The following is a 20,863-nucleotide window of genomic DNA, read 5'->3' as shown; positions in this document are numbered from 1 at the left end:
GGCGTGTACGTGAACGACCCGTCCGGGTTCAGGCTCAGCGTCCCGTTCGACGGGCCCGTCGCGACGACGCTCGACAGCGTGTCGCCATCGATGTCCGTATCGTTCGCCAGCACACCGGGCAGCGAGATCACAAGGCTCGTATCCTCGTCCGTGACATAGCTATCGTCCACCGCCACCGGATCGTCGTTCACCGCGTTCACGGTAAGGCTCACCGTCGCGGTGTCCGTCCCGCCGTTGCCGTCGTCGACAAGGTAGGTGAAGCTATCGGTCCCGTTGAAGTCCGCGTCCGGATCGTACGTGAACGACCCGTCCGGGTTCAGGCTCAGCGTCCCGTTCGACGGGCCCGTCGCGACAATGCTCGACAGCGTATCGCCATCGATGTCCGTGTCGTTCGCCAGCACACCCGGCAGCGAGATCACAAGGCTCGTATCCTCGTCCGTGACATAGCTGTCGTCCGTCGCCACCGGATCGTCGTTCACCGCGTTCACGGTGAGGGTCACCGTCGCGCTATCCGTCCCGCCATTGCCGTCGTCGACAAGGTAGGTGAAGCTGTCCGACCCATTGAAGTTCGCGTCCGGCGTATAGGTGAACGACCCGTCCGGGTTCAGCGTCAAGCTGCCGTTCGACGGGCCCGTTTCCACAATGCTCGACAGCGGATCGCCATCGACGTCGGTGTCGTTCGCCAGCACACCCGGCAGCGAGATCACAAGGCTCGTATCCTCGTCCGTGACATAGCTGTCGTCCGCCGCCGCCGGATCGTCGTTCACCGAATTGACGATCACCGCCACTATCGCGATGTCCGTGCCCCCGTTGCCGTCATCGACAAGGTAGTTAAAGCTGTCCCCCCCACTAAAGTTGGCATCCGGCGTATAGATGAACGACCCATCCGGGTTCAGCGTCACGCTGCCGTTCAACGGGTCGGAACTCAACGAAACGGTCAGGGAATCTCCGTCAGGATCGAAGTCAGCACCAAAACCGTTGTCTGCAAGCACATTTCCAACGAGCGGGGAATCTTCGTCCGTTGAAAGAATGTCGTTGATGCCTATCGGGCTGGTGTTGGAGTCGTCAGAGACTTCAAGTGACAACGGCGCGCCTAGAACAAAATCGTCACCAACACTGTATCCATCCATAACTGGCAAAGGGGTGTCGGTGATGGAGAAGCTCGAAGGATCAATCGGAACAATCAGATAGTCCGCGACAGCCGCCCGCTCGATGATGGCAACGGGGTAATCCAGTCCTCCGACCGTTATCGTACGAAAAGTGATGTCGGTGATCGGCCCTTGATCGTCGTCACCAATCTGCACGTTCGTGACGCCCAATGTTCCCGCGTCGATGAAACCGTCGTCATCGGAGATTGTGACGGTTATGGGGTCCGAAACGCTGAACGTGGCTCCGAAATCACCAAAGTTCAGCGCCGTGTCAAACTCACCAATCGAAACGGAGTAAACAGAAATCTCGAAGTCGGCCATTAAGTATTCCCACCAATCATAATTCTCGAAACGAAGGACCCCAATAAAAAGGCATATCTCAAAACACGCATTGGATAGACCTAGACGGGATACTGCTTATTCAAATTGAGCCCAATTTTCAAAAATGCGGGAAGCATTACATCCGCAATTGACCCGAGGCCTCGCCATTCGCTCTCGCCGCGAAAAACTCCGACCGGCCGATTTCTCTGCTGGGCGCCTGTGGACGTATGGCAAATGGTTACGAACCCCATCTGCAACGACGATGCCGGTACACTCAGTGGCATGATCTCTTGGCGCACTTGCTTGCAGCCGCACACACGCGGGCCGCAGACGACTGTGACCCAAAGGATTTTCGCCTGTCGCCATGAACAGTCGGCCATCACTCGGAATTTGGAGCAAACTATACCCGCCAAGTGAAGTCAGGCCCCGGCATCCCACGCGGTCGGCACGACCTCTTTCTGTCTCACGTCCGAAATTCGGTCGACGGCCAGTCCCCGATGCGAGCACACGCCAGTCGGCCCCGCTAAACCGGACGTTGCTGTTCCGATCAAAACCCAAACCCAGCTCCCCCAAGCACAGGAAGGCTTCAATACAGTACGTACGCAAAAAATCGGGACACACCCAAAAACTTAATATCATTTACGTAAGACTGTATAGATAAGCGCCCCAAACCAATCTTAAATTTCCAAGAGAAGCTTTATCATCAAGGCAACTAGGTCAACAAATTTCCTCAATATCTTCAAAATTCTAAGCCGCACGCCAGATCACACAACTTATACGCGACTTCAGCGGGGTATTCGTGAATAGTCTGAACGCTTACACCCTTTATGTTTCCCTGAATTGTGTCGGAATTGAAACATTGCGATGCGCTTGGAGATCCTGTCGTGCTGTTGTTGAAACGAGTCCAAACATCATCCAACGCGATCAGTTTGCCCGGCAAGCCCGACCGCGCCGCTTGGTAAGATGCCACCTTGCATCCGCGCCACGCGCCGAAACAGCGCGGCTCACACCAGCCGAAGGATCAATTCAATGGCGCTCTCAGACGACGAATTTCGGGTTCTTCAAGCCGACCCGCGCCGCGATGGGTGGGCCATCGCGCTTTGATCTCGGCTGCATGGGGCGGGCTGTTCGCCTGCGCGGATCAGACACCCTGCCCGGCGGCACGGCAAAGGGACACCAGACACCCTCCACCTGAAACGTCAAATAGGATGGAGCGCCGCGCGGGCGCGACGCTCCGGTCGGTTTAGTCGAACAGCGGAATTTCCACGTCCGCCGTCTCGAACAGGTAATCGCGCGAGGCGATGATCCGGTCGCGCAGCGCGGGGATGTCGTGACCGACCAACGCGCCCTTCCACTTCTTGATCTCGCCCGCCACCAGAACGGTTTCCACGTTCGAGCGGTCCATCAGCGTCACCACCGCGCCCGGCACGTTGTTCAGCGGCGCCACGTTCAGGGCGTTCGCGTCCAGCAGCACGATGTCCGCTTCCTTGCCCGGGGTCAGGCTGCCCGTCTTCTGACCAAGGTTCAGCCCGTTCGCGCCGTTGATCGTCGCGAACTCGACCACCTCGCGCGAGGACAGCAGCGCGGGCGCCGCCTTGGGGCCCTCTTCCAGCGCGATCTGGTTCGCCATCGCCCGCTGAAGCGTGATCGCGCCGCGCATCTGGGTGAAAAAGTCGGCGGTCATCGTGCATTCCACGTCTACCGACAGCGACGGCGCCATGCCCATGTCGATCGCTTTCTGGATCGGCGGCATCCCGTGGCGCATCTGCATTTCGATCGGAACCGAGAGCGAGACATGCGCGCCGACCTCTTGCGCACGGTCCCACGCGGCGTCGGACATGCCGGTCATGTGGATGAACAGGTGCTTGTCGGTGTAGTGCGGGATCAGCTCGTCCATCTTCGCCTGCATGCCCAGCGACCCCACGACGTGCAGGCCGACCATCAGGTCCAGTTCCTTGCCAAGGTTCCACAGGTCCAGCGGATCGACGTCCGGCAGATAGGCCTCACCGCCCATCAGCATCGTCAGCAGCTGGTCGTCGCTGGCGAAGTATTCGTTTCGGATGCGGCGGGCGTCCTGCGGGTATTGCAGGTCGGGTCCGTAGCCTTCGAAGTAGCCGAACACGCCGCGACGGCCGACGGCCTGCATCGCTTCGATTACCGCGTTGGAATGCTCGGGCGAGTGGTGGATCTGCGACACGTCCAGAACCGTCGTCACGCCTGCGTCAAGCTGGCTGAGGCCGCCGAACAGCTGCGAGATGTAGACGTCCTCGGGGCGGTAGACCATCGAGAACTTGCCAAGGATATCATCAAGATAGTTCGGCTCGCCCGGGCGGGTCGGATCGGCGAACATGATGCCGTCCGGCAGGAAGGACCGCAGCGCGGTTTCGAACTGGTGATGGTGCGTGTCCACGAAGCCGGGCATCACGATCCGGCCCGTCGCGTCGATCACCTCGGCATCGCCCGCGTCGATAGAGGGCGCGATGTCCAGAATGCGGCTGCCTTCCAGCAGCACGTCGCCGGTGAAGTCGCCGACCTCGGGATCCATGCTGAGAACGTGGCCGCCACGGATCAGCGTCCGCCGTCCCGCGGCACCGACGTTCGCGGGCATGTCCTGCGCCGCGGCGGGACGCGACAGGAAGGACGGCAGCGCCAGCGCGGACACACCGGCGGTCAGGGCGCCGCGCAGGAAGGCCCGGCGCGAAGGGCCGTGCGACGCAGACTGCGACACCGCGGTCCGCGTCGCCTTGCAAATCTCACACATTTGGATATCTCCAGTAAGGTACTATTGGTAAGCAGCGTACTTAAAGTACGCGGAATGCCGCGCAAGGAGGCACATTTATGAAGCTAGGGAACATGTCTGTGCCCGGGGACTGCGGGCGAATTTCCCCTATTCTCTCGACAGTTGGGAACAAATGGACCGTGCTGGTCATCCTGATCCTGTCGGAAGGCCCCAAACGCTATAACCAGATGCGCCGGGAGATCGAGTCCATCTCGCAACGTATGCTGACGGTGACGCTGCGCGGGCTGGAACGCGATGGTCTGGTCAGCCGCAAGGTCTATGCCGACAAGACGCCGCCGCAGGTGGAATACCGTCTGACCGAGCTGGGCGAGAGCCTGATCGCTCCGCTGTTCGGCATCTGCCACTGGTCGGCGGTGAACGCCGACCGGATCGAAGGCAACCAAGCCGCCTACGACGCAGAGCAGGCGGAAACCGCGTGACACTGAAGGCCCCGCTTGACCGGGCGGTTGCCGTCGGTCAGGAGCAGCTTGCATGTCCCCTGAAAAGGTCGTGACCCCAATGCGTTGCGAGAGGCTCGCCCGATGACCAAGATTGATCTTCGCTGTGGCACGGTACAGGCGGCCGTCACGACGTCGGGCGCCGAAGCCGTCGCATGGTCGATCTCGGACCGCGCGGTTCTCTGGCCGGGCGACGACCGTTGGTGGCCCGGTTCGGCGCCGGTGCTCTTCCCGGTCTGCGGGGCATCCCGGAACGGCCGGGTAAGGCACGGCGAAACCGAGGTCACGATGCCGCTGCATGGCTTCGCCAAGGACGCGGATTTTTCGGTCACGGCGCAATCGGATGACGCCGTCACGCTAAGCCTTTCGGACAATGCGGACACGCGGGCGCTGTTCCCCTACCCGTTCCGCCTGACGATCCGGTATGCCCTGAGCGAGCAGACCCTGACACAGACGCTGACCGTGACCAACACGGGCGACGCGCCGATGCCTTACGCGCTGGGGGCGCACCCCGGCTTCACGCTGGCGGACGGCCTTGGCGAGATCGGGTTCGAGAAGGCCGAAGCCGCCGAGGTTCCGGTGATCATCGACCGCCTGTTCAGCGATCAGCGGCAGCCATCGGGGATCGACGGCACGCGGCTGTCCCTGTCACCCGCCCTGTTCGAGCGGGTCGGCTCTCTGTGCCTGCTGAACGCCGCCAGCCGGTCGCTGACCATGACCGGCCCCGATGGCCACGGCCTGACCGCAACCTTCGACGGCTTTCCCCACATCGTGCTGTGGGCGCCACCGGGCGCTCCATTCGTCGCCATCGAGGGTTGGACAGGCCACGGCGATCCGACCGGCTTTGACGGTCAGTTCGCCGACCGCCCGTCCACCAGTTGGCTTTCGCCGGGCGGATCGGCACGCTACGCGGCGACCTTCACGGCGTTCTGAGCCCCGCACCCAGCCACAGAAGGTGACCGGGTTCAGGCCACCGCCTCATGCGCGCTGAAGGCAAGCTTCAGCATGTGCGCCTCGTCCATCTCGGCCCGGTCCAGAACGCCGGCCAGCCGCCCCTTGGACAGGACACCGACGCGGTCGCACAGGGCCGTGATCTCGGGCAGTTCTGACGACACGACGATGACCGTCAGCCCTTTGTCCGCAGCGGTGCGCACGATGTCGTACAGTTCTGCCTTCGCGCCGACGTCGACGCCGTGCGTCGGTTCGTCCAGCAACAACAGGCGCGGGTCGGACAACAGCGTGCGGGCGAAGATCACCTTCTGCTGGTTGCCGCCCGACAGCGTGGTGATCAGCCGCTCGTCATGCTCCATCCGCACACTGAGCGCGTCCAGTTCGCGGCCGACTTCGCTTGCCTCGCGGCGGGCCGAGACGACCCCGCCCCGCGCGACCTTGCGCAGCGACGAAATAGAGGCGTTGCGGCGCACCGAGTGCTGCGGGAAGATGCCTGCCGTCTTGCGACCCTCGGGCACCAGTGCGATGCCCTTCGCCAGCGCCTCGGCCGGTGACGACACATTCAGCGGCTCGCCCAGCAGGCGCATCTCGCCCGACGCCGCCGCGCGTGCGCCGCAGATCGTTTCCAAAAGCTCGGTACGGCCCGCGCCGACCAGTCCGAACAGGCCGAAGATCTCGCCCTTGCGAACCGACAGGGACACGTCGTCCAAAAGGCCCGGAACGGTGACACCCTTCAATTCCAGCGCAGTCTCGGTCGAGGTCAACGTGCGGTCGGCATGGGCGAAAAGACCCGCCTTGCCGGTCATGTCCGCGATAATCTGGTCCTTCGTCGCGCTGTCCGACGGCGTGTCCGAAACGACGGCGCCGTTGCGCAGCACCAAAAGCCGGTCGCACAGCGAAATCGCTTCTTCCAGCCGGTGCGTGATGAAGATGATCGCCGTCCCCTCGTCCCGGGCGCGACGGACGAAATCAAGGAAGCCTTCGACCTCGTAGGGGGTCAGCGACGACGTGGGTTCATCAAGGATCAGCAGCTTGGGCTTGCGCGCGGCGGCGCGGGCGATCTCGACAAGCTGCTGCTCGCCGGCTCGAAGCGATCCGGCAAGGGCGTCGGGGTCGATGCCGCGGGCGCCGACGGCGTCCAGCATCCCGCGCGCGCCGTCCCGCATCGCGCGGCGGTCGATCAGCCCGGTCGAGGTGCGCGGCATCCGGCCCAGAAACAGGTTCTCGGCCACGCTCAGCGCGCCGACGACCGACAACTCTTGGTGCACGAAGGCGATACCCGCCTCGATGCCCTCGGCGATCGAACCGAACCGCACGGGCGCGCCGTCATAGGTGATTTCACCGGCATTGGGTTGCAGCCCGCCCGAGACGATATTCATCATGGTCGACTTGCCTGCGCCGTTCTCGCCCAGCAGGCCGATGACCTCGCCCGCGCCGACGGTCAGCGAGACGTTCTCCAGCACCTTGACGGGGCCAAAGCTTTTGCCGACCTCGTCCAGCCGAAGAACCGGGGCGGCAGTGCTGCCGCCCGCGGTGTCGTGGTGTCCGCCGTCGCGGTTCATTTCGCGACGTCTGCCGGGGTGATCAGGTTGCCGTCGGCCTTGATCAGCTCGGGAACCTCGGCACCGGTGACAAGGTGGTTGAACAGCATCACCGAGCTGTCGAACGCCTGCTGGAACGGCGCCTGGTCAAGCAGACCGACCATCTCGCCGGTTTCGAGGTACGCCATGTTGTCCGGCGTATGGTCGAAGCCGATGACGCCGACCTGCCCGGTCAGACCAAGATCCTGCACCGCTTTCGCCGCGCCGAACGGGCCGCCTGCGGTGACGTAGACCATCTCTAGATCCGGGTTGGCGGTGTACATGTCCTGCACCAGCGAATAGGCGCTTTCGGCCTTGTCGCGGTTCTCGAACGGACCCAGCACCTCGATGTCGGGCGCGTTCGCTTCAAGGTAATCAAGCGCGCCGTCCATCCGCATCTGGTGCTGCGTCGCACCGAAATAGCCGGTGATGACGCCCAGCTTGCCCGCGCCGTCCATCTGCTCGGCGATGAATTCACCGATCTGCTCGCCCGCCGCGATGGCATCCTGCCCCATGAAGGACAGGCGGTCCGACGGTACGGCGCCCTCGGCGATGATCGAGAACACCGGCACGCCTTCGGCGGTGGCTTCGTTGATGATCCGCGCGGTGCCGTCGAAGATCGGAACCACGACGATGCCGTCATACTGCTGCGCAAGCGCCGCCTCGATGCCGGACACGACCGCCTCGGCGGACAGTTCGTCGCCCAGATCGACGTAATCCACGGTGCCGTTGAACTCTGCCAGGTAATCCTTGGCGGCCATCGCGCCCTCGGTCACCGGGATCCAGAACGGGTTGTTCTGGAACGACAGGAAGGCGATGCGCACTTCCTCTTCGGCGGCCTGCTCGGCGGCGACGGTGCCGCCCTCGGGCAGGTCCTGTGCGATGCCTGCGCCGGCCCACAGGCTTGCGGCGGTCAGCATCGTGGCAAGATAGGTGGTCTTCATGGTCATTCCTCCCTTTTGAAATGGTTGTCTGTCAGTCGTCAGCCTCGTTGCCGCGCCGCAGACCGTCGATCCCCACCGCAAGGATGATGATCAGGCCCTTGGTCACGACCTGCCAGTAGGCCGAGATGCCCAGCAGCACGAAGGCGTTGTTCAGAAGCGCCATCAGCATGGCGCCGATGAAGACGCCGATGATCGACCCGCGGCCGCCGCTTAGGGCGGTGCCGCCAAGGATCACGGCGGCGATGACGTCAAGCTCGTAGCCCATCCCGAGGTTCGGGTCGGCACTGGCAAGGTTGCCCGCAAGGATGATGCCGCCAAGGCCGGACAGCAGTCCGCAGAAGGCGAACACGATCATCCGGATGCGGCTGGTGTCGATCCCGGCAAGCCGCGCGGCCTTGGGGTTGTCGCCCACCGCGTAGATCTCGCGCCCCGTCACCGTGCGTGCGGCAATCAGGTGCACGATCAGCGCCAGCACGATCATCAGGATGACCGAGACGGGGATGTCCCAGATCCGGCCCGCGCCCAGCACCTCGGCCCAGCCCATGTAGGTCACCGGGATCCCCCCGGTCATCAACAGCGCCACGCCGCGCGCGATGGACAACATGCCGAGCGTCGCGATGAAGGGGTTGATGCGGAACTGCGTGACCATCAGGCCGTTCAGCGCCCCGGCGAACAGGCCCGCCCCCAGCCCGGCGGCCAGCGCCAGCGCGTTCGAGCCGGTGACGTCCAGCGTGATCGCGGAACAGACCGCAGACAGCCCGATGACAGAGCCGACCGACAGGTCGATGCCCCGCGCAATGATGACCAGCGCCTGCCCCAGCGCCACGATGGCGACGACGGCGCCCTGCCGCCCCACGTTCATCAGGTTGCGCTGCGACAGGAAGTATTCGTTGGCGAAACTGAGGTACAGCGCCACCAGCACCAGCATCGCGAAGACCGAAAACTCCCGGCTTCTGGTCAGTGCCTTCAACGTCGTCATCATCATCGTCACCGTTTCTCGAAATTCGGGCTGCGCTTCTCGGCGAAGGCCGCCCGGCCCTCGTCCGCGTCGCTGGTCGCAAAGCAGATGGTCTGCAGGTCGCGCTCGTAGGCGACGGCCTGTTCCAGCGGCATGTTGTAGGCGGCCTTGAGGTTGGCCTTGGCCGCCTCGGCCGCGATCGGGGCGCGGGCGGCGATTTGGCCCGCGATCTCGTTGGCGCGCGCCATCAGCGCATCGGGTGCGGTCAGGTCGCTGACCAGCCCCCAAGCCTGTGCCTGCGCCGCCGTCACCGGCTCGCCGGTCATCACCATAAGCGCCGCGTTCGAGGGTCCGATGGACTGCGCAAGGTGCACGGTCATGCCGCCCCCACCGATCCAGCCCAATTTGATTTCAGGCGCGCCGAGCTTCGCGGTCTCGGCCGCGATCCGGATGTCGCAGGACATCGCCATCTCCAGGCCGCCGCCGAACGCATACCCGTTGATTGCCGCGATCGACGGCTTGAGCAAAGCCCGCAGGATGTCGCAGTACTCGGTCCGGTTGCGGAACTCCCACGGGGTTGCGTAAGTTTCGAGCAGGGCGATGTCGGAACCGGCGCAAAACGCTTTGCCCGTGCCCGTCAGGATCACCACCCGCACCGCGTCGTCGGCGTTGCACCGGGCGACCGCAGCCTTCAGCAGATCCGCCATCTCAGGCGTCATCGCGTTCAGCTTTTCGGGCCTGTTGTAGGTGATCGTGGCCACGTGGCCCGTCACGTCCAGCGTAAGCGGCTGGTTCATCCTGCTTTCCTCCCTACCGTCTTCTGCGAACGCGAGAACAAATCCGCCAGGTCCGACGCAAGCCTGCCGTCCGGGCAGTTGCTCTGGAACCCTTCCCGCAGAAGGGCCGAGGCGTCCGACTGGAAGGCGATGAAGCCGTCGTGCCGGGGCCGGATCGACGCCGTCTCTAGTGTCCGCGTCGTCTGCGCGTAAAACCCGCCCACCGGCGCGTTAACGTCGGCGTCCTGCCATGCGGCCCGCGCCGAGGGCTGGCCAGCGTTCTGCGGGATGAACCCGGTCTGCGTGTCCTCGCGCATCAGCCACAGCAGATGCGCACGCAGGTCTTCGGTCATCTCGCAGCGGGTCGAGACGGCGATGCCGGTGCCGCCGAGGATCGAGCCGGGCGCACCGTCGCCGATGCTGGGTGCATCGTGGAAATCAATCGGCTTATCAAGGGCGTGATCGGCATAGTTCACGTAGCCGTAGACCAGCGGGCACAGCGCCAGCGCATCGCTGTTGCTCATCAGGTCGAGAATGCCGATGGGGTTCAGCGGCCAGACCTGTTCCGGCGTCAGCCGGGCCAGTTCGCCAAGGATCGCCAAGGCCTGCGTGGCCGTGTCGGTCGGGACCCAAACGTCGCCGTTGCGCAGATCCATGCCGGGATTCAGCGCCTGTGCCACCGACAGGAAGCTAAGGAACGCATGCGGACCGGCCAGCGACAGGCCGACCTTGCCGCCCGCGCGCGCCATGTCCAGTACCGCGTCCCACGTCCGGGGCACGTCCTGCACCATGTCCCCGCGCACAGCCATCACCTGCGTCGCGGCATCCAGCGGCAGCGCCCACAGCCGGCCCGCCATCTCGTAGCTTTCAAGGCAGGGCCCGATGGTGCGCGCGCCGATGGCGTCCAGATCAGCGGCGGCGAAAAGCTCGTCCAGGGGCCGCAGGCAGCCCGCGTTCAGCGCCTCGCCCAAATGCGGGTGGTCCAGCACCACCAGATCGTAGTTGGCGCAGGTCTCACGGATCGGCGCGCTTTCGAAGCCTTCCAGCGGCTGCACGTCCCATGTCACCGGCCCGCCCGCGCGTTCCAGCGCCAGCCGTCCGCGCGGGTGATCCCATGTCAGTCCGCGAAAGGTCATGAGCCCATCACCTTGACCGCCCCGCCCGCGACCATCGCCGCGATCTCGTCGGGACTGAAGCCCGCGGCTTCCAGCACTTCGGACGAATGCTCGCCCACGCGCGGCGCGCCGCGTTTCAGCTCGGACGGCGTGCGCGAGAACCGGATCGGGAAACCCGGCGTCTTCACGTGGCCCTCGGTCGGGTGATCGTATTCGATGAAGGTTCCGTTGTGCGCGATCTGCGGGTCGGCCACGAGGTCGGCATAGCCATAAACCGGCGATACCCAGATCCCCTGCGCCTCAAGCCGGCTCAGGGCGTCTTCGGTGGTGAACTTGGCGATTGCCTCGCGGGTCAGCGCGAAGACGGCGTCGCGATCCTCCCAGCCGACGGTTTCCTCGTCCAGCCCCTCGAACCGAGGCTCGTCCAGCGCCAGCGCCATACCCTTGAAGTTGGGCATCGCCAGCGCGATGTAGCCGTCCTGCGTCGCGAAGGTGCCATAGGGCGAGCGGATATAGACATGCGCGTGCGGCTCGGCGCTGCGTTGCTGCGGCTTGCCGCCAACCGTGAAGACCGACAGTTCCTGCATCTGGATGGTGGCGATCGAGTCGAGCATGTTCACCTCGACCTTCTGGCCCTCGCCCGTGCGCTCGCGGTGCAGCAGCGCGGCCAGCGCGCCCTCGAACGCGTTATAGGCGGTGATCGCGTCGACAAGGTACTGCCCGGCAGCCTGCGGCGGCTCTCCGGCCCGGCCGGTCGACATCATCGCGCCCGACATCGCCTGCAACAGCAGGTCCTGACCCGGACGCTTCGCATAGGGGCCATCCTCGCCGAAGCCGGACATCGACACATAGACCAGCTTGGGGTTGATCGCGGACAGGGTGTCGTAATCGACGCCCAGCCGCGACGCCACGCCCGCGCGGTAGTTCTGGATGAACACGTCGGCCTTCTCGACCAGCCGCAGCACCACGGCGCGGCCCTCTTCCGATTTCAGGTCGACCGCAAGCGACCGCTTGTTGCGGTTCAGGGACAGGAAGCTGACGTTGATCTCGTTCCCCGTGATACCGCCCGCCGGGGCATGGCGCTGCCATTCGCCCGACACCGGTTCGATCTTGATGACGTCGGCGCCAAGGTCGCCCAGCCGCTGCGCCGCGAAGGGCCCGGCCATCGCGATGGAACAGTCCAGCACCGTGTATCCAGACAGAATTCCCATTATGTCACTCCATGACCCAGCCGCCGTTGACGGCCAGAGATTGTCCCGTGATGAAACCCGCCGCGTCCGAGGCAAGGAACATGACCGTCGCGGCGATGTCCTGCGGCGTGCCGCGACGCTTGACCGCCTGCCGGTCCAGAACCATCGCGTTATAGCCCTCGGGGTCGGGATGAATTTTCTCGGCGTCGGTCGGAAACGCACCCGGCGAAATGGCGTTGACAGTCACGCCCCACTTGCCGAACTCGCGCGCCCAAGCCCGCGTCAGGCCCAGCAGCGCCCCCTTCGACTGCACGTAGGGCACAAGGTTTTCCCACTGCCCCGACAGCGTAATAGAGGTGACGTTCAGCACCCTGCCCCAGCCCTGCGCCCGCATCCCCGGAAGGGCCGCACGGGTGCAGGTCGCCGCCGCCTCGACGTTGACGCGATGAACGGCGTCCAGTTCCGCGTCGGTGAAATCCTCGAACGGCTTCGACGGATACAGCGCGGCGTTGTTGATCACCACGTCGATCGCCTTCTCGGCCACCAGCCCATCAAGACAGGCCGTCAAAGCGGCGCGGTCCAGCAGGTCGACGTCGTGCACGAACACCCGGTCCTGCGCGTCCTGCGGCACCTCGGCCAGCAGGGCCGCGCCTTTCGCGGCATCGCGGTCCAGCACGTGAACTTCGGCGCCTTCCGCCAGCATGGCCAGCGTGGTGCCCGTTCCAAGTCCCCCGGCGCCGCCGGTATAGACCACGCGCCGCCCTTCCATCGTGCCCGTCATTCGCGTCCCTCAAGTGCTCGAAAATGTCCGCTGGTGGCCGGATAGGCCTGATCCGGCTGATCGCTGATCGCGCGGATGCGCGCCTCAGCCTCGGCCACCGCGTCGGCGTCCGGCAGGATCGAGAACACGGTGTCGTAGGACCGCGCATCGCCGTGCTCCAGCCAGATCATCTCGCCCCGGTCCCGCGCCGCCTGATTCCCGAGAACGTGGTGCGAGGACGGCTCTATGCCGATCGCGTATTGCCCCGCCTGCAGGTTCTGCCACTCGTACTGGCAGGGAAACTGGTCCTTGCGCGTGGTCACCATGAAGCCCAGCCCAAGCCGGTCGTTGACCAGCGCGACCGGCACACGGCCCTCGGCGTCGGCGGCCATGTCGTGCTGCCAGACCTGTTCGTGGAAATTCATCTGCGGCCCGGGCATGTCGCGATAGCCGACGCCCTGCGCGTCGTAGCTGTCCGCGTGCGCGGCCCACACAACGTCGTGGATCGGGGCCACATAGCGCGCGCCCTCGTCCAGCAGCGGATGACCGACGTTGATGTGATAGCAAAACATGTGCGGCGTCCGGTAGAAGCCGCGGTTGACCACGCGGTCGCTCAGCCGGATGTCATTGGTGCCGACGGTGATCTCGATCCGGCGGTGCAGTTCAAGATGCTCGGCAAAGACCGCACCCTGCGTAACAACGCCCTCGGCCCACAGGATCAGCTCGTCGCCCTCCCACCGCTCGCCGTAGCCGGTCAGCCGCGCGGGGATCGTGCCGACCCGTCCGTGCAGCGAATGGCTGGCGGTCTGGCGGGGGCCGTAGTGGTACGACGCCGTGTCCGTCTCGTTCATGAACAGGATGTGGTCCAGCCCGCAGGTGACCATCAGCCCGGAAAAGCTGCGCATCCAGCCAAGGCCGCCTTCGCCTTCATAGTCATGCAGCGTCGGCGCGCGGAACCCGGCGGGGCTGTGCCAGCCGATGCCCTGTCCGCGATAGTCGCATTCGGCGATGTCCATCGCGCGGTCGACAAGGACGGTGAACCGCAGGCCGGTGCCGCTGCGGAATTCCAGCATCCGCATGCCGCGCTCGACACCCTCGACCAGTTCGACAAGGCGAACCCCCGCCGCGTGCCCGCTGGCGCCGCTCAACGCTTCGAATTCACCCCGGCTGAGGTGCTTGCCATATAGCTGAACCATCTTTCCTCCCACAGCGACCGCCGCGCCTCCTCCGGCATCCGGTAAGGGATGCGGCTTGCGTGCTCGCTGATGTTTGGTGCCATGCCGCGACAGGCGACCCAATCATCAAAAACCATCATTTCACATCAAAATGGATCACAGAGGCGATTTTGGCGGCTCAAATGAGGTTCTCTTTGCAAAGACACCCTCATTGATGTCATCTGCCACATCATAAAGAGGTTATCGGTGACGGCATGAAAACGACGATCAAGGAAATCGCCGACCGCGCGGGGGTGTCGCCCGCCACCGTGGACAGGGTTCTGAACGACCGCCCCGGCGTTCGCCAGCGGACCCGCGACGCGGTGCTGGGCGCGGCGGAACGGCTTGGCTATTTCGGCGAGGTCGAGGTCACGCCGCAGAAATCCCTGCGGCTTCTGCTGATCCTGCCCGAGGGCGAGAACAGCTTCATGCAGTCGCTGCGCCGCCATCTTCTGGTACAGGCGCAAGAGACCGAGGATGTCAGCATCCAGATCCGCAACGTGCCCGCGAAAGAGCCCGCAGGCTATGTCGAGGCGCTGCGCAACGCGTCCGGCACCTGCGAGGGCGTGGGCATCATCGCACCGGACCACCCGGAGATCCGCGAAGAGATCAACCAGCTGGCGCGCACCGGCATCAAGGTTTCGACGCTGGTGTCGGACATCCCCGCCGTGTCGAAGATCGGTTACGTCGGCGTGGACAACCGCGCCGCCGGTCGCCTTGCGGGCCTGCTGATGGGGCGGTTCCTGCCCGCCGGTCAGCCAGGCCGGATCGGGCTGTTCATCGGCTCGCCGTCGTACCGTGGCCACGAGGAACGCGAGATGGGGTTCCGGTCCATCCTGTCGGGCGACTTCCCCGAGCTTCGCGTCGTGGACTTCGCGGTGATCGAGGACGACCGCGACAACGCCTACCGCGAAGCGCGGCGGCTTCTGGCGCAGGACGATCTTGTCGGGATCTACAACATCGGCTCTGGCAATCAGGGCATCGCGCAGGCGGTGAAGGAAATGGGCCGCGCCAAGGATCTGGTTTTCATCGCGCACGACTTCACCGAGGCGACGCGGACCCTGCTTCTGGACCGCACCATCGACGCGATCATCGACCAGAACCCCCGCGTCGAGGCGCGCGAGGTGATCCGCAACCTTGTCGCCGCGATCCGGGGCGAGATGGAACCGGAATACCCCCCGCGCCTTCAGGCGATCTTCCGAGAGAACATGCCCGCCTCGTGACGATTGCATCGCCGAGGGCCGGTCAGAGGCCCCCAGGGCCAGGGCATGACCAGCCGGATCGGGCGGGATGTATCAGTCGGGCCGGATCGACCGGGCGCGGCCCGACACGATGACGGGGGACCCGGCGAGCGACGGAATGCCCACTTTGATGATCGACGGAAAACCCATCTCCTCGCCCTGCCGGATCACGATCCGGCCGCTGTGGGGCCAGCCGAGATCGCGCAGGTATCCCGAGAACGCCCCAGCCGCCGCCCCGGTGGCCGGGTCTTCGTAGACGCCGTGCGACGCGAACAGGTTGCGCGCCGCGAACTCGGTGCCGCCGGTGGCATGGACAAGGCAGATCGTGCCCAGATCCCACGTCAGCATCAGATCCCGACCGCGCGTGAAATTATAGGACATCTTTTGCAGCGCCTCGTGTGAGGCCAGCGCAAGGACAAGATGCGTCGCCCCCGCTTCGGCGATGGCAGGCGGGAGACGCGGATCAAGGTCGCTGTCCGACAATGACAGAAGCGACAAGGTTTCGGCCACGAGGGCGTCCGCAGCGGGCGCGCTGCGCGTCGGCGGCGACCGCAAAGCAGCCCGTGCTCCGGTGTCGTCGACGGCGGCCTCGACGGTGATCTCGGCAGCGTTCAGTCGCAGCGGGAAGGTCCCTGCGCCGACCGTTTCGGCCAGCGCGGCGCCCAACGCGATGGTCGCGTGCCCGCAGAACGGAATCTCTGCTTCCGGCGAGAAATACCGCACCCGCCAAGTGCCGTCCCGTTCAGGCGCGGCAAAAACGGTTTCGGAGTATCCGACCCGCACGGCGAGGCTTTGCATCTCGTCCACATCAGGCAGCCGGTCGGCGATCATCACGCCTGCCGGGTTGCCGCCGTGGTCGCCGTCGGAAAACGCCGCATAGCGCCGGATTGCGGAAAGTGCGTCGGCGTCGCCGACGGATTGGGGGGTGATGGTGTCAGTGCTTGTCATTTGAGTATCCTTTTTTCTGAAAGTCGGTCAGTCCGCGCGCCGTGGCGCGGCATCTTCGGTGCCGGGGACGCGACGCACCATCAGAAGCGCGTCGCCGTCGGTGTAGTGAAGGCTGGGATGCGGAACGAGCGGGCGGCGATCCGTTACGCTAAAGCCGCGCCGCAGGTAGAAATCCCGCGCTTGGACGTTCCGCTCGAAGCAGATCAGCGACAGGCGCGGCAGGCCCTGCTTTTGGGCAAGCGCCTCGATGCGGTCAAGCAATGCGCCGCCGACGCCCTGCCCACGCAAGCCCGGCAGAACCGCCAGCCCCGAGATGTAAAGCGAGCCGGGATCTTCCAGCGCGGCATAGGGCGCCAGCACGGGATCGGCATCGGGTTCTGGCCCTGCCCCATCCGGTTCCGGCATCTCGAACGCATGGATCATGCCGACGGTCGCGCCATCCCGCGTGGCCAGCAGGCAATTCTCGTAGGAGAACGCCGTGCCGCTGCGGGCATAGCGCGCCGCGCCGACCTCTTCGACCGGCTCGCCGTTCTGCGCGTGTTGCGCCCAGATGTAGGCGGCCAGCCCGTCGGACGAGATCAGGAACAGCCGCGCGATGTCTGCGGCGTCGCCGGGCCGGCCCCGGCGGATGTCAAAATTATCGTTTCTGGTCATCACTGTATCTCCTTTCCCGGGACGGTCCGTCGGGCATGGGTCCGCACCCATCAGGCAGGCGGTCGCAGCATCGGATAGATCGGCGGGCAGCCCGCGACCTCTATCCTTGCAGTCTGCTTGAACCCGTGCCGGGCATACAGATCCCTGCTGCGCGCCGTCGTCGCCTCAAGGTACGCGGGAACGCCGTCTGCATCGCAGCGCGCCAGAACCGGCCGAAGCAAGGCGGTGCCGATCCCCTCGCCCTGCCGGTCCGGCGTCACGCCGATCATCGGCAGGTACCAATGCGGATCGTGCGGATGCACCTGCCCCATCGCCTCGAACACCGCGAAGACGTCCGCCGGCCGCGCCACAGGGATCGAGCGTTCGACGGCGGCCGCCAGCGCGGCCTCGTCAGGTTCGGCGCCCGGCGCGATCCACAAGGCCGCGCCGCCATCGGCCAGAACAGCCGTGTCCGCGTCGATGGACACGCCCCCGAAGGCCCGCGCGAAGGCCGGAAAATGGGCGCGGTAGTCGGCAAGGTCGGGATACATCCACCGCACCGGCGGATCGGTCTGGAAAGCGGCGGTAAGCGTTTTGATCGCCGTCGCCTGTTTTGAAACGGGCGCGACGGCGGGCCGTTGAAGGGTTGTTGTATCGGTCATCGGAAACTCCGGTATCGAAAGGGGTGAAGGGCGGGCCCGCGACGGCCCGCCCGGAAAATTCAAAGCCTGTCCAGCGACGGATCGGCCCTGCCCAGCCACGCATTCTCGAACGCCTGCCGGGCGGCCTTGACCGTCGCCGCGTCGACCGGCTGGTCCTTGGCGAGCGCATCCAAGGCCTGCCAGACGCCCCAAAGCGCCCAGCCGTTGTTCGGATGCGTCTCAAGCGCGGCTTCGAACGCTTCCAGCGCGCCCAGCGGGTTACCGGCCTGAAGCCGCACCGCGCCCAGCGTCTGGTTGATCGGATAGGACCAGTACGGCGGCTCCATGTAGGGAATGGCGCCCTCTAGCCGGATCGCCTCGTCAAGGTGATGCTCGGCCTCGTGCCAGCTCCCTTTGGCCTGACTGATGCGGGCCTCGACCAGATGCTTGGCGATCTCAAGGATGTCGCGGGCTGGCAGGTACTGCTCTTCCAGCCCCGACAGGTCGGCCGTTTCCATGATCCGCTCGATGGCCTGCTGTTCCGCAAGCGCCGCATCCAGATCGCCCAGCAAGGCGAAGGCCGTGCCACGCGCCCAGTGCCAGTGCCCTTTCACGAACGGAAAGGCATCGCCCGGGTCCGGCAGGGCAAGGATGTCCTCGGGCTCTGCCATCTGCGTGTGGGCTGCGAAGGGCGCGGTATCAATCGCCTGAACCCACGCCAGTTCGCCCGACACTTCGTCAGAGGTCACCTCTGACAGCCACCCGGCGGCGTCCATCGCCTCGTCCCGCAGGCCCGCCATCTGCGCCCCGACCAGCAGGAAGTGGATGTTATGCGGGTAGTAGCCATAGCGGTACAGCGGGCTTGCCGCGTCCCCGGCCGCGTTCAGATAGGCGCGGTCGGCGGCAATCGCCTCGATGTTGACGGCGATAGAGTCGGCATAGCGCCCGACGCGGTTGTAGATATGCGCGGGCATATGCAGCAGGTGCCCGGCCACCGGCACCGCGCCGCGCAGCGCGTCTGCCGCTGCTTCTGCCGCCTTCGGGTCGGCCGAGGCTTCGACGGCGTGAATATAAAGGTGCAGCGCGCCGGGGTGCTGGGGCGACAGGTCGATGGCCCGTTCCAGCGTCGCAAGGATCTCGGCGGTGCGGCCTTTCGGCGTGGTCCCGTCGGCCTGCCAATAGTCCCACGGCTGCAGGTTCATCAGCGCGTCGGCAAAAATGACCTGCACGTTCGGATTGTCCGAAAGCCGCGTCGCGGCGGTCTGCATGAGGTTGGCAAAGGCGCTGTCCTGCGCCGCGCGGTCGCCCAGCGCGCTGTCATAGCGCGCCACCACGGCTGCCGCGAGCATGCGGTCGCGTGGCGTCCGGGCCAAGGCAAGCGCCTGTGCGGCTGCCTCTGCCGCGCGGTCCTGATGCTCGGGGTGCATCCCGTCGTTAAGGTTCGGCCCCAAGGCATAGGCCTCGCCCCAGAAGCACGCCGAACACGTCGGGTCGGCCTCTTGCGCGGCACGGAAGGCCGCCGCTGCGGCGGTGTGGTTGAACCCCCACAAAAGCGCGATGCCGCGGGCGAAGGCGGTGCGCGCCTCGGCGACGTCGGTGCCGGGGTCGAAACCGAAGTCGCCGTATCCGGCCAACTCCATCGCGGCGGCGGCATCCGCGTCGGGCATGGTCGCCTCGGCCATGTCGAGGCCGGGCCGGAACAGTTCTGTCCGGCGCACGGGTTCATGGGCCAGTGCGTCATGCGCCAAGGACGGCAGCGTCAGAAAGGTGGTGGCGGCCAGAATGGCCGCGCGTGTGAATGCATAGGTCATGATCTTATTTCCTGTTTCGAAGGGTTTGGGTGGGCCGCGCGGGCGCGCGCGGCTCAGTGGGGAACGCCCCGGTAAATCATCTGCCCCGGAACCGGCGCCGCCCGGCTGGGGCGCGCGCCACGGACGTAGCGGACACCGCGATAGGTCAGCAGGGCCTGCATGTTCCGCGCGTGCGGCGGCAGGTGATCAAGGCTGTAGGCCACACCGCGATAGCGCATGGGCAGGTCGGGCTCTGCGTGGCGGCGCGCTGCGCCGCTGGATTGGAAGAAGCCGTAAGTCGTTGCGATCATTTGAAAGTCCTCTTTGCAAAATGTGTCATGGCGCCGCCCGAGCCGTTCGCTCGGGCGGCGATCTGGTCTAGTTGTCCGGTCAGGTCTGTCCGGTCAGGCCGTACTGCGCGCCATGCAGCAGTCGGCCATCGCCTCGATGTGGCGGTGGTCGGTGCCGCAGCAGCCGCCGAAGACCCGAAGGTTGGGCAGCATCCGCTTGAGCTGCGCATAGTCGCGGCCAAGCTCTGCCGGGTTGCCGGCATCAAGCTCTTCTGCCTCGTCAAGCTCGGCATGGCTGAGCCGCGAGGCATTGGCCCGCACCCCCCAGACCCGCCCGAGCCACGCCGCGTCGGATTCCAGCGCGGCACGGAAGTGGTCGGGGTGGGCGCAGTTGATCATGAAGTACGCCGCCGCCCCGGCGGTCAGCATATCGGTCTGCTCGAACGCCTCGCCCAGCGGCGTGCCGTCGGGCAGCCTGCCGTCGGTTTCGGTCGTGTAGGACAGAACCACCGGCATGCCCGCCGCAGCCGCCGCGCGGATGACGCCGACGCCCTCGTTCACGGTGCAGATTGTGACAGCGGTCACAAGGTCGGCCTCGGTTTCGGCGAACCAGCCGATCTGCTCGGCGTGAAACGCCTGCGCTTCGTCGGCGGTCATGGCGGTGTCGGGCTGATAGCCGTCGCCGCGCGGGCCGATGTTGCCCGAGATCACGATCGGCGCCACCGCCCCGGCGTCACGCCGGATTTCGGCCAGCAGCGTGATCGCCGCCTTGTTCAGCCGCTCAAGATCGGCGGGCGTATGGCCCAGTTCCGCGCCCCAGTCCCGGCTGGCGCGCCATGTGGGCGCCTCCAGCAGGAAGCCGCTGCCATGATCGGCCGCGATGGCAAGGTGCCGTTCGTAATAGGCACGCAGGGTCCGCCGCCCCTCGACCGTGTCGAGCAACGGGTAGGATGCGAAGCACGGCAGATCCAACCCGTCGAGGAAGATCAGCGTCGTCTCAAGGCCGGAATCCGTCAGCAGCGGTGTGCCGTCAGTCTGCGGCAAATGGGTCCGATGAAGCGCGCGCATTACAGCCACCCCCGAACAGAAGAGATCTGGCGACCGACCAGCCAATCGGACCGGTCGA

The 20,863-nt window shown here is 65.4% G+C and carries 19 protein-coding genes; 3 read left to right on the top strand and 16 right to left on the bottom strand.

What is annotated here, in order from left to right; genetic code table 11:
• Together P1K30_RS16715 and P1K30_RS16710 are read right to left on the bottom strand one after the other, a co-directional pair.
• Nucleotides 1–1,130: cadherin-like domain-containing protein (locus P1K30_RS16715; RefSeq protein ID WP_275633911.1), on the bottom strand; the 1,130-nt coding region annotated here is incomplete at its 3' end.
• 1,582 nt (nucleotides 1,131–2,712) lie between these two features.
• A complete protein-coding gene (locus P1K30_RS16710; RefSeq protein WP_275633900.1) occupies nucleotides 2,713–4,230 on the bottom strand; it encodes an amidohydrolase family protein in 1,518 nt (505 codons plus the stop codon).
• Between the two features lie 77 nt (nucleotides 4,231–4,307).
• On the opposite strand from P1K30_RS16710, the gene P1K30_RS16705 reads away from it, so the two are divergent.
• Together P1K30_RS16705 and P1K30_RS16700 are read left to right on the top strand one after the other, a co-directional pair.
• Nucleotides 4,308–4,688, top strand: coding sequence for a winged helix-turn-helix transcriptional regulator (locus tag P1K30_RS16705; protein WP_338052378.1), 381 nt, complete (start codon nucleotides 4,308–4,310; stop codon nucleotides 4,686–4,688).
• Between the two features lie 102 nt (nucleotides 4,689–4,790).
• The gene (locus P1K30_RS16700; RefSeq protein WP_275633898.1) at nucleotides 4,791–5,639 is read left to right on the top strand and encodes an aldose epimerase family protein; all 849 of its coding nucleotides are present in this window, start codon (nucleotides 4,791–4,793) and stop codon (nucleotides 5,637–5,639) included.
• 32 nt (nucleotides 5,640–5,671) lie between these two features.
• Here the strand turns inward: P1K30_RS16700 and P1K30_RS16695 are convergent, their stop codons facing one another.
• Genes P1K30_RS16695 through P1K30_RS16660 form a run of 8 tightly spaced genes read right to left on the bottom strand, consistent with a single transcriptional unit; the run spans nucleotide 5,672 to nucleotide 14,176 of the window.
• Nucleotides 5,672–7,219, bottom strand: a complete 1,548-nt coding sequence (locus tag P1K30_RS16695; protein ID WP_275633897.1) for a sugar ABC transporter ATP-binding protein — start codon at nucleotides 7,217–7,219, stop codon at nucleotides 5,672–5,674.
• Nucleotides 7,216–8,187 carry a sugar ABC transporter substrate-binding protein gene (locus P1K30_RS16690; RefSeq protein ID WP_275633896.1) on the bottom strand — a complete coding sequence of 324 codons (972 nt, stop codon included), beginning with the start codon at nucleotides 8,185–8,187 and terminating at the stop codon, nucleotides 7,216–7,218. The genes P1K30_RS16695 and P1K30_RS16690 overlap by 4 nt, the downstream gene beginning before the upstream one ends.
• Nucleotides 8,188–8,212: 25 nt before the next feature.
• Nucleotides 8,213–9,166: an ABC transporter permease gene (locus P1K30_RS16685; protein ID WP_275633895.1), complete on the bottom strand. Its 954-nt coding sequence runs from the start codon at nucleotides 9,164–9,166 to the stop codon at nucleotides 8,213–8,215.
• Nucleotides 9,167–9,168: 2 nt separating this feature from the next.
• On the bottom strand, nucleotides 9,169–9,936 hold the full coding sequence (locus P1K30_RS16680) for an enoyl-CoA hydratase/isomerase family protein (RefSeq protein ID WP_275633894.1): 768 nt from the start codon (nucleotides 9,934–9,936) through the stop codon (nucleotides 9,169–9,171).
• The gene (locus P1K30_RS16675; protein WP_275633893.1) at nucleotides 9,933–11,051 is read right to left on the bottom strand and encodes an ABC transporter substrate-binding protein; all 1,119 of its coding nucleotides are present in this window, start codon (nucleotides 11,049–11,051) and stop codon (nucleotides 9,933–9,935) included. The genes P1K30_RS16680 and P1K30_RS16675 overlap by 4 nt, the downstream gene beginning before the upstream one ends.
• The gene (locus tag P1K30_RS16670; RefSeq protein ID WP_275633892.1) at nucleotides 11,048–12,241 is read right to left on the bottom strand and encodes a CaiB/BaiF CoA transferase family protein; all 1,194 of its coding nucleotides are present in this window, start codon (nucleotides 12,239–12,241) and stop codon (nucleotides 11,048–11,050) included. The genes P1K30_RS16675 and P1K30_RS16670 overlap by 4 nt, the downstream gene beginning before the upstream one ends.
• A 4-nt stretch (nucleotides 12,242–12,245) precedes the next feature.
• Nucleotides 12,246–13,001 (bottom strand): SDR family NAD(P)-dependent oxidoreductase, encoded by a 756-nt coding sequence (locus P1K30_RS16665; protein ID WP_275633891.1) that lies wholly within the window; start codon nucleotides 12,999–13,001, stop codon nucleotides 12,246–12,248.
• Nucleotides 12,998–14,176 carry an aldose 1-epimerase family protein gene (locus P1K30_RS16660; protein ID WP_275633890.1) on the bottom strand — a complete coding sequence of 393 codons (1,179 nt, stop codon included), beginning with the start codon at nucleotides 14,174–14,176 and terminating at the stop codon, nucleotides 12,998–13,000. Before P1K30_RS16660 ends, P1K30_RS16665 begins: the two co-directional genes overlap by 4 nt.
• A 233-nt stretch (nucleotides 14,177–14,409) precedes the next feature.
• Between P1K30_RS16660 and P1K30_RS16655 the strand changes: the two genes are divergently transcribed.
• Complete coding sequence (locus P1K30_RS16655) at nucleotides 14,410–15,417, top strand: LacI family DNA-binding transcriptional regulator (RefSeq protein ID WP_275633889.1); 1,008 nt, start codon at nucleotides 14,410–14,412, stop codon at nucleotides 15,415–15,417.
• A 72-nt stretch (nucleotides 15,418–15,489) separates the two neighbouring features.
• Here P1K30_RS16655 and P1K30_RS16650 read toward each other — a convergent pair whose 3' ends face one another.
• The 6 genes from P1K30_RS16650 to P1K30_RS16625 all read right to left on the bottom strand — a co-directional run bounded on the left by P1K30_RS16650 (nucleotide 15,490) and on the right by P1K30_RS16625 (nucleotide 20,805).
• On the bottom strand, nucleotides 15,490–16,383 hold the full coding sequence (locus P1K30_RS16650; RefSeq protein ID WP_275633888.1) for a PhzF family phenazine biosynthesis protein: 894 nt from the start codon (nucleotides 16,381–16,383) through the stop codon (nucleotides 15,490–15,492).
• Between the two features lie 27 nt (nucleotides 16,384–16,410).
• Nucleotides 16,411–17,037, bottom strand: coding sequence for a GNAT family N-acetyltransferase (locus tag P1K30_RS16645; protein ID WP_275633887.1), 627 nt, complete (start codon nucleotides 17,035–17,037; stop codon nucleotides 16,411–16,413).
• A gap of 50 nt (nucleotides 17,038–17,087) precedes the next feature.
• A complete protein-coding gene (locus tag P1K30_RS16640; protein WP_275633886.1) occupies nucleotides 17,088–17,678 on the bottom strand; it encodes a GNAT family N-acetyltransferase in 591 nt (196 codons plus the stop codon).
• A 59-nt stretch (nucleotides 17,679–17,737) separates the two neighbouring features.
• Nucleotides 17,738–19,468, bottom strand: a complete 1,731-nt coding sequence (locus tag P1K30_RS16635) for a hypothetical protein (RefSeq protein ID WP_275633885.1) — start codon at nucleotides 19,466–19,468, stop codon at nucleotides 17,738–17,740.
• A 53-nt stretch (nucleotides 19,469–19,521) separates the two neighbouring features.
• Nucleotides 19,522–19,758 (bottom strand): DUF4278 domain-containing protein, encoded by a 237-nt coding sequence (locus tag P1K30_RS16630; RefSeq protein ID WP_275633884.1) that lies wholly within the window; start codon nucleotides 19,756–19,758, stop codon nucleotides 19,522–19,524.
• A 93-nt stretch (nucleotides 19,759–19,851) separates the two neighbouring features.
• Nucleotides 19,852–20,805, bottom strand: coding sequence for a homocysteine S-methyltransferase family protein (locus P1K30_RS16625; protein ID WP_275633883.1), 954 nt, complete (start codon nucleotides 20,803–20,805; stop codon nucleotides 19,852–19,854).
• Nucleotides 20,806–20,863 lie beyond the last annotated feature (58 nt).

It is taken from the genome of Psychromarinibacter halotolerans (assembly GCF_029168315.1).
GTDB lineage: Bacteria > Pseudomonadota > Alphaproteobacteria > Rhodobacterales > Rhodobacteraceae > Psychromarinibacter > Psychromarinibacter halotolerans.
The sequence above is the reverse complement of the archived record's forward strand: the minus strand, read 5'-3'. Positions and strand labels throughout refer to the sequence as shown.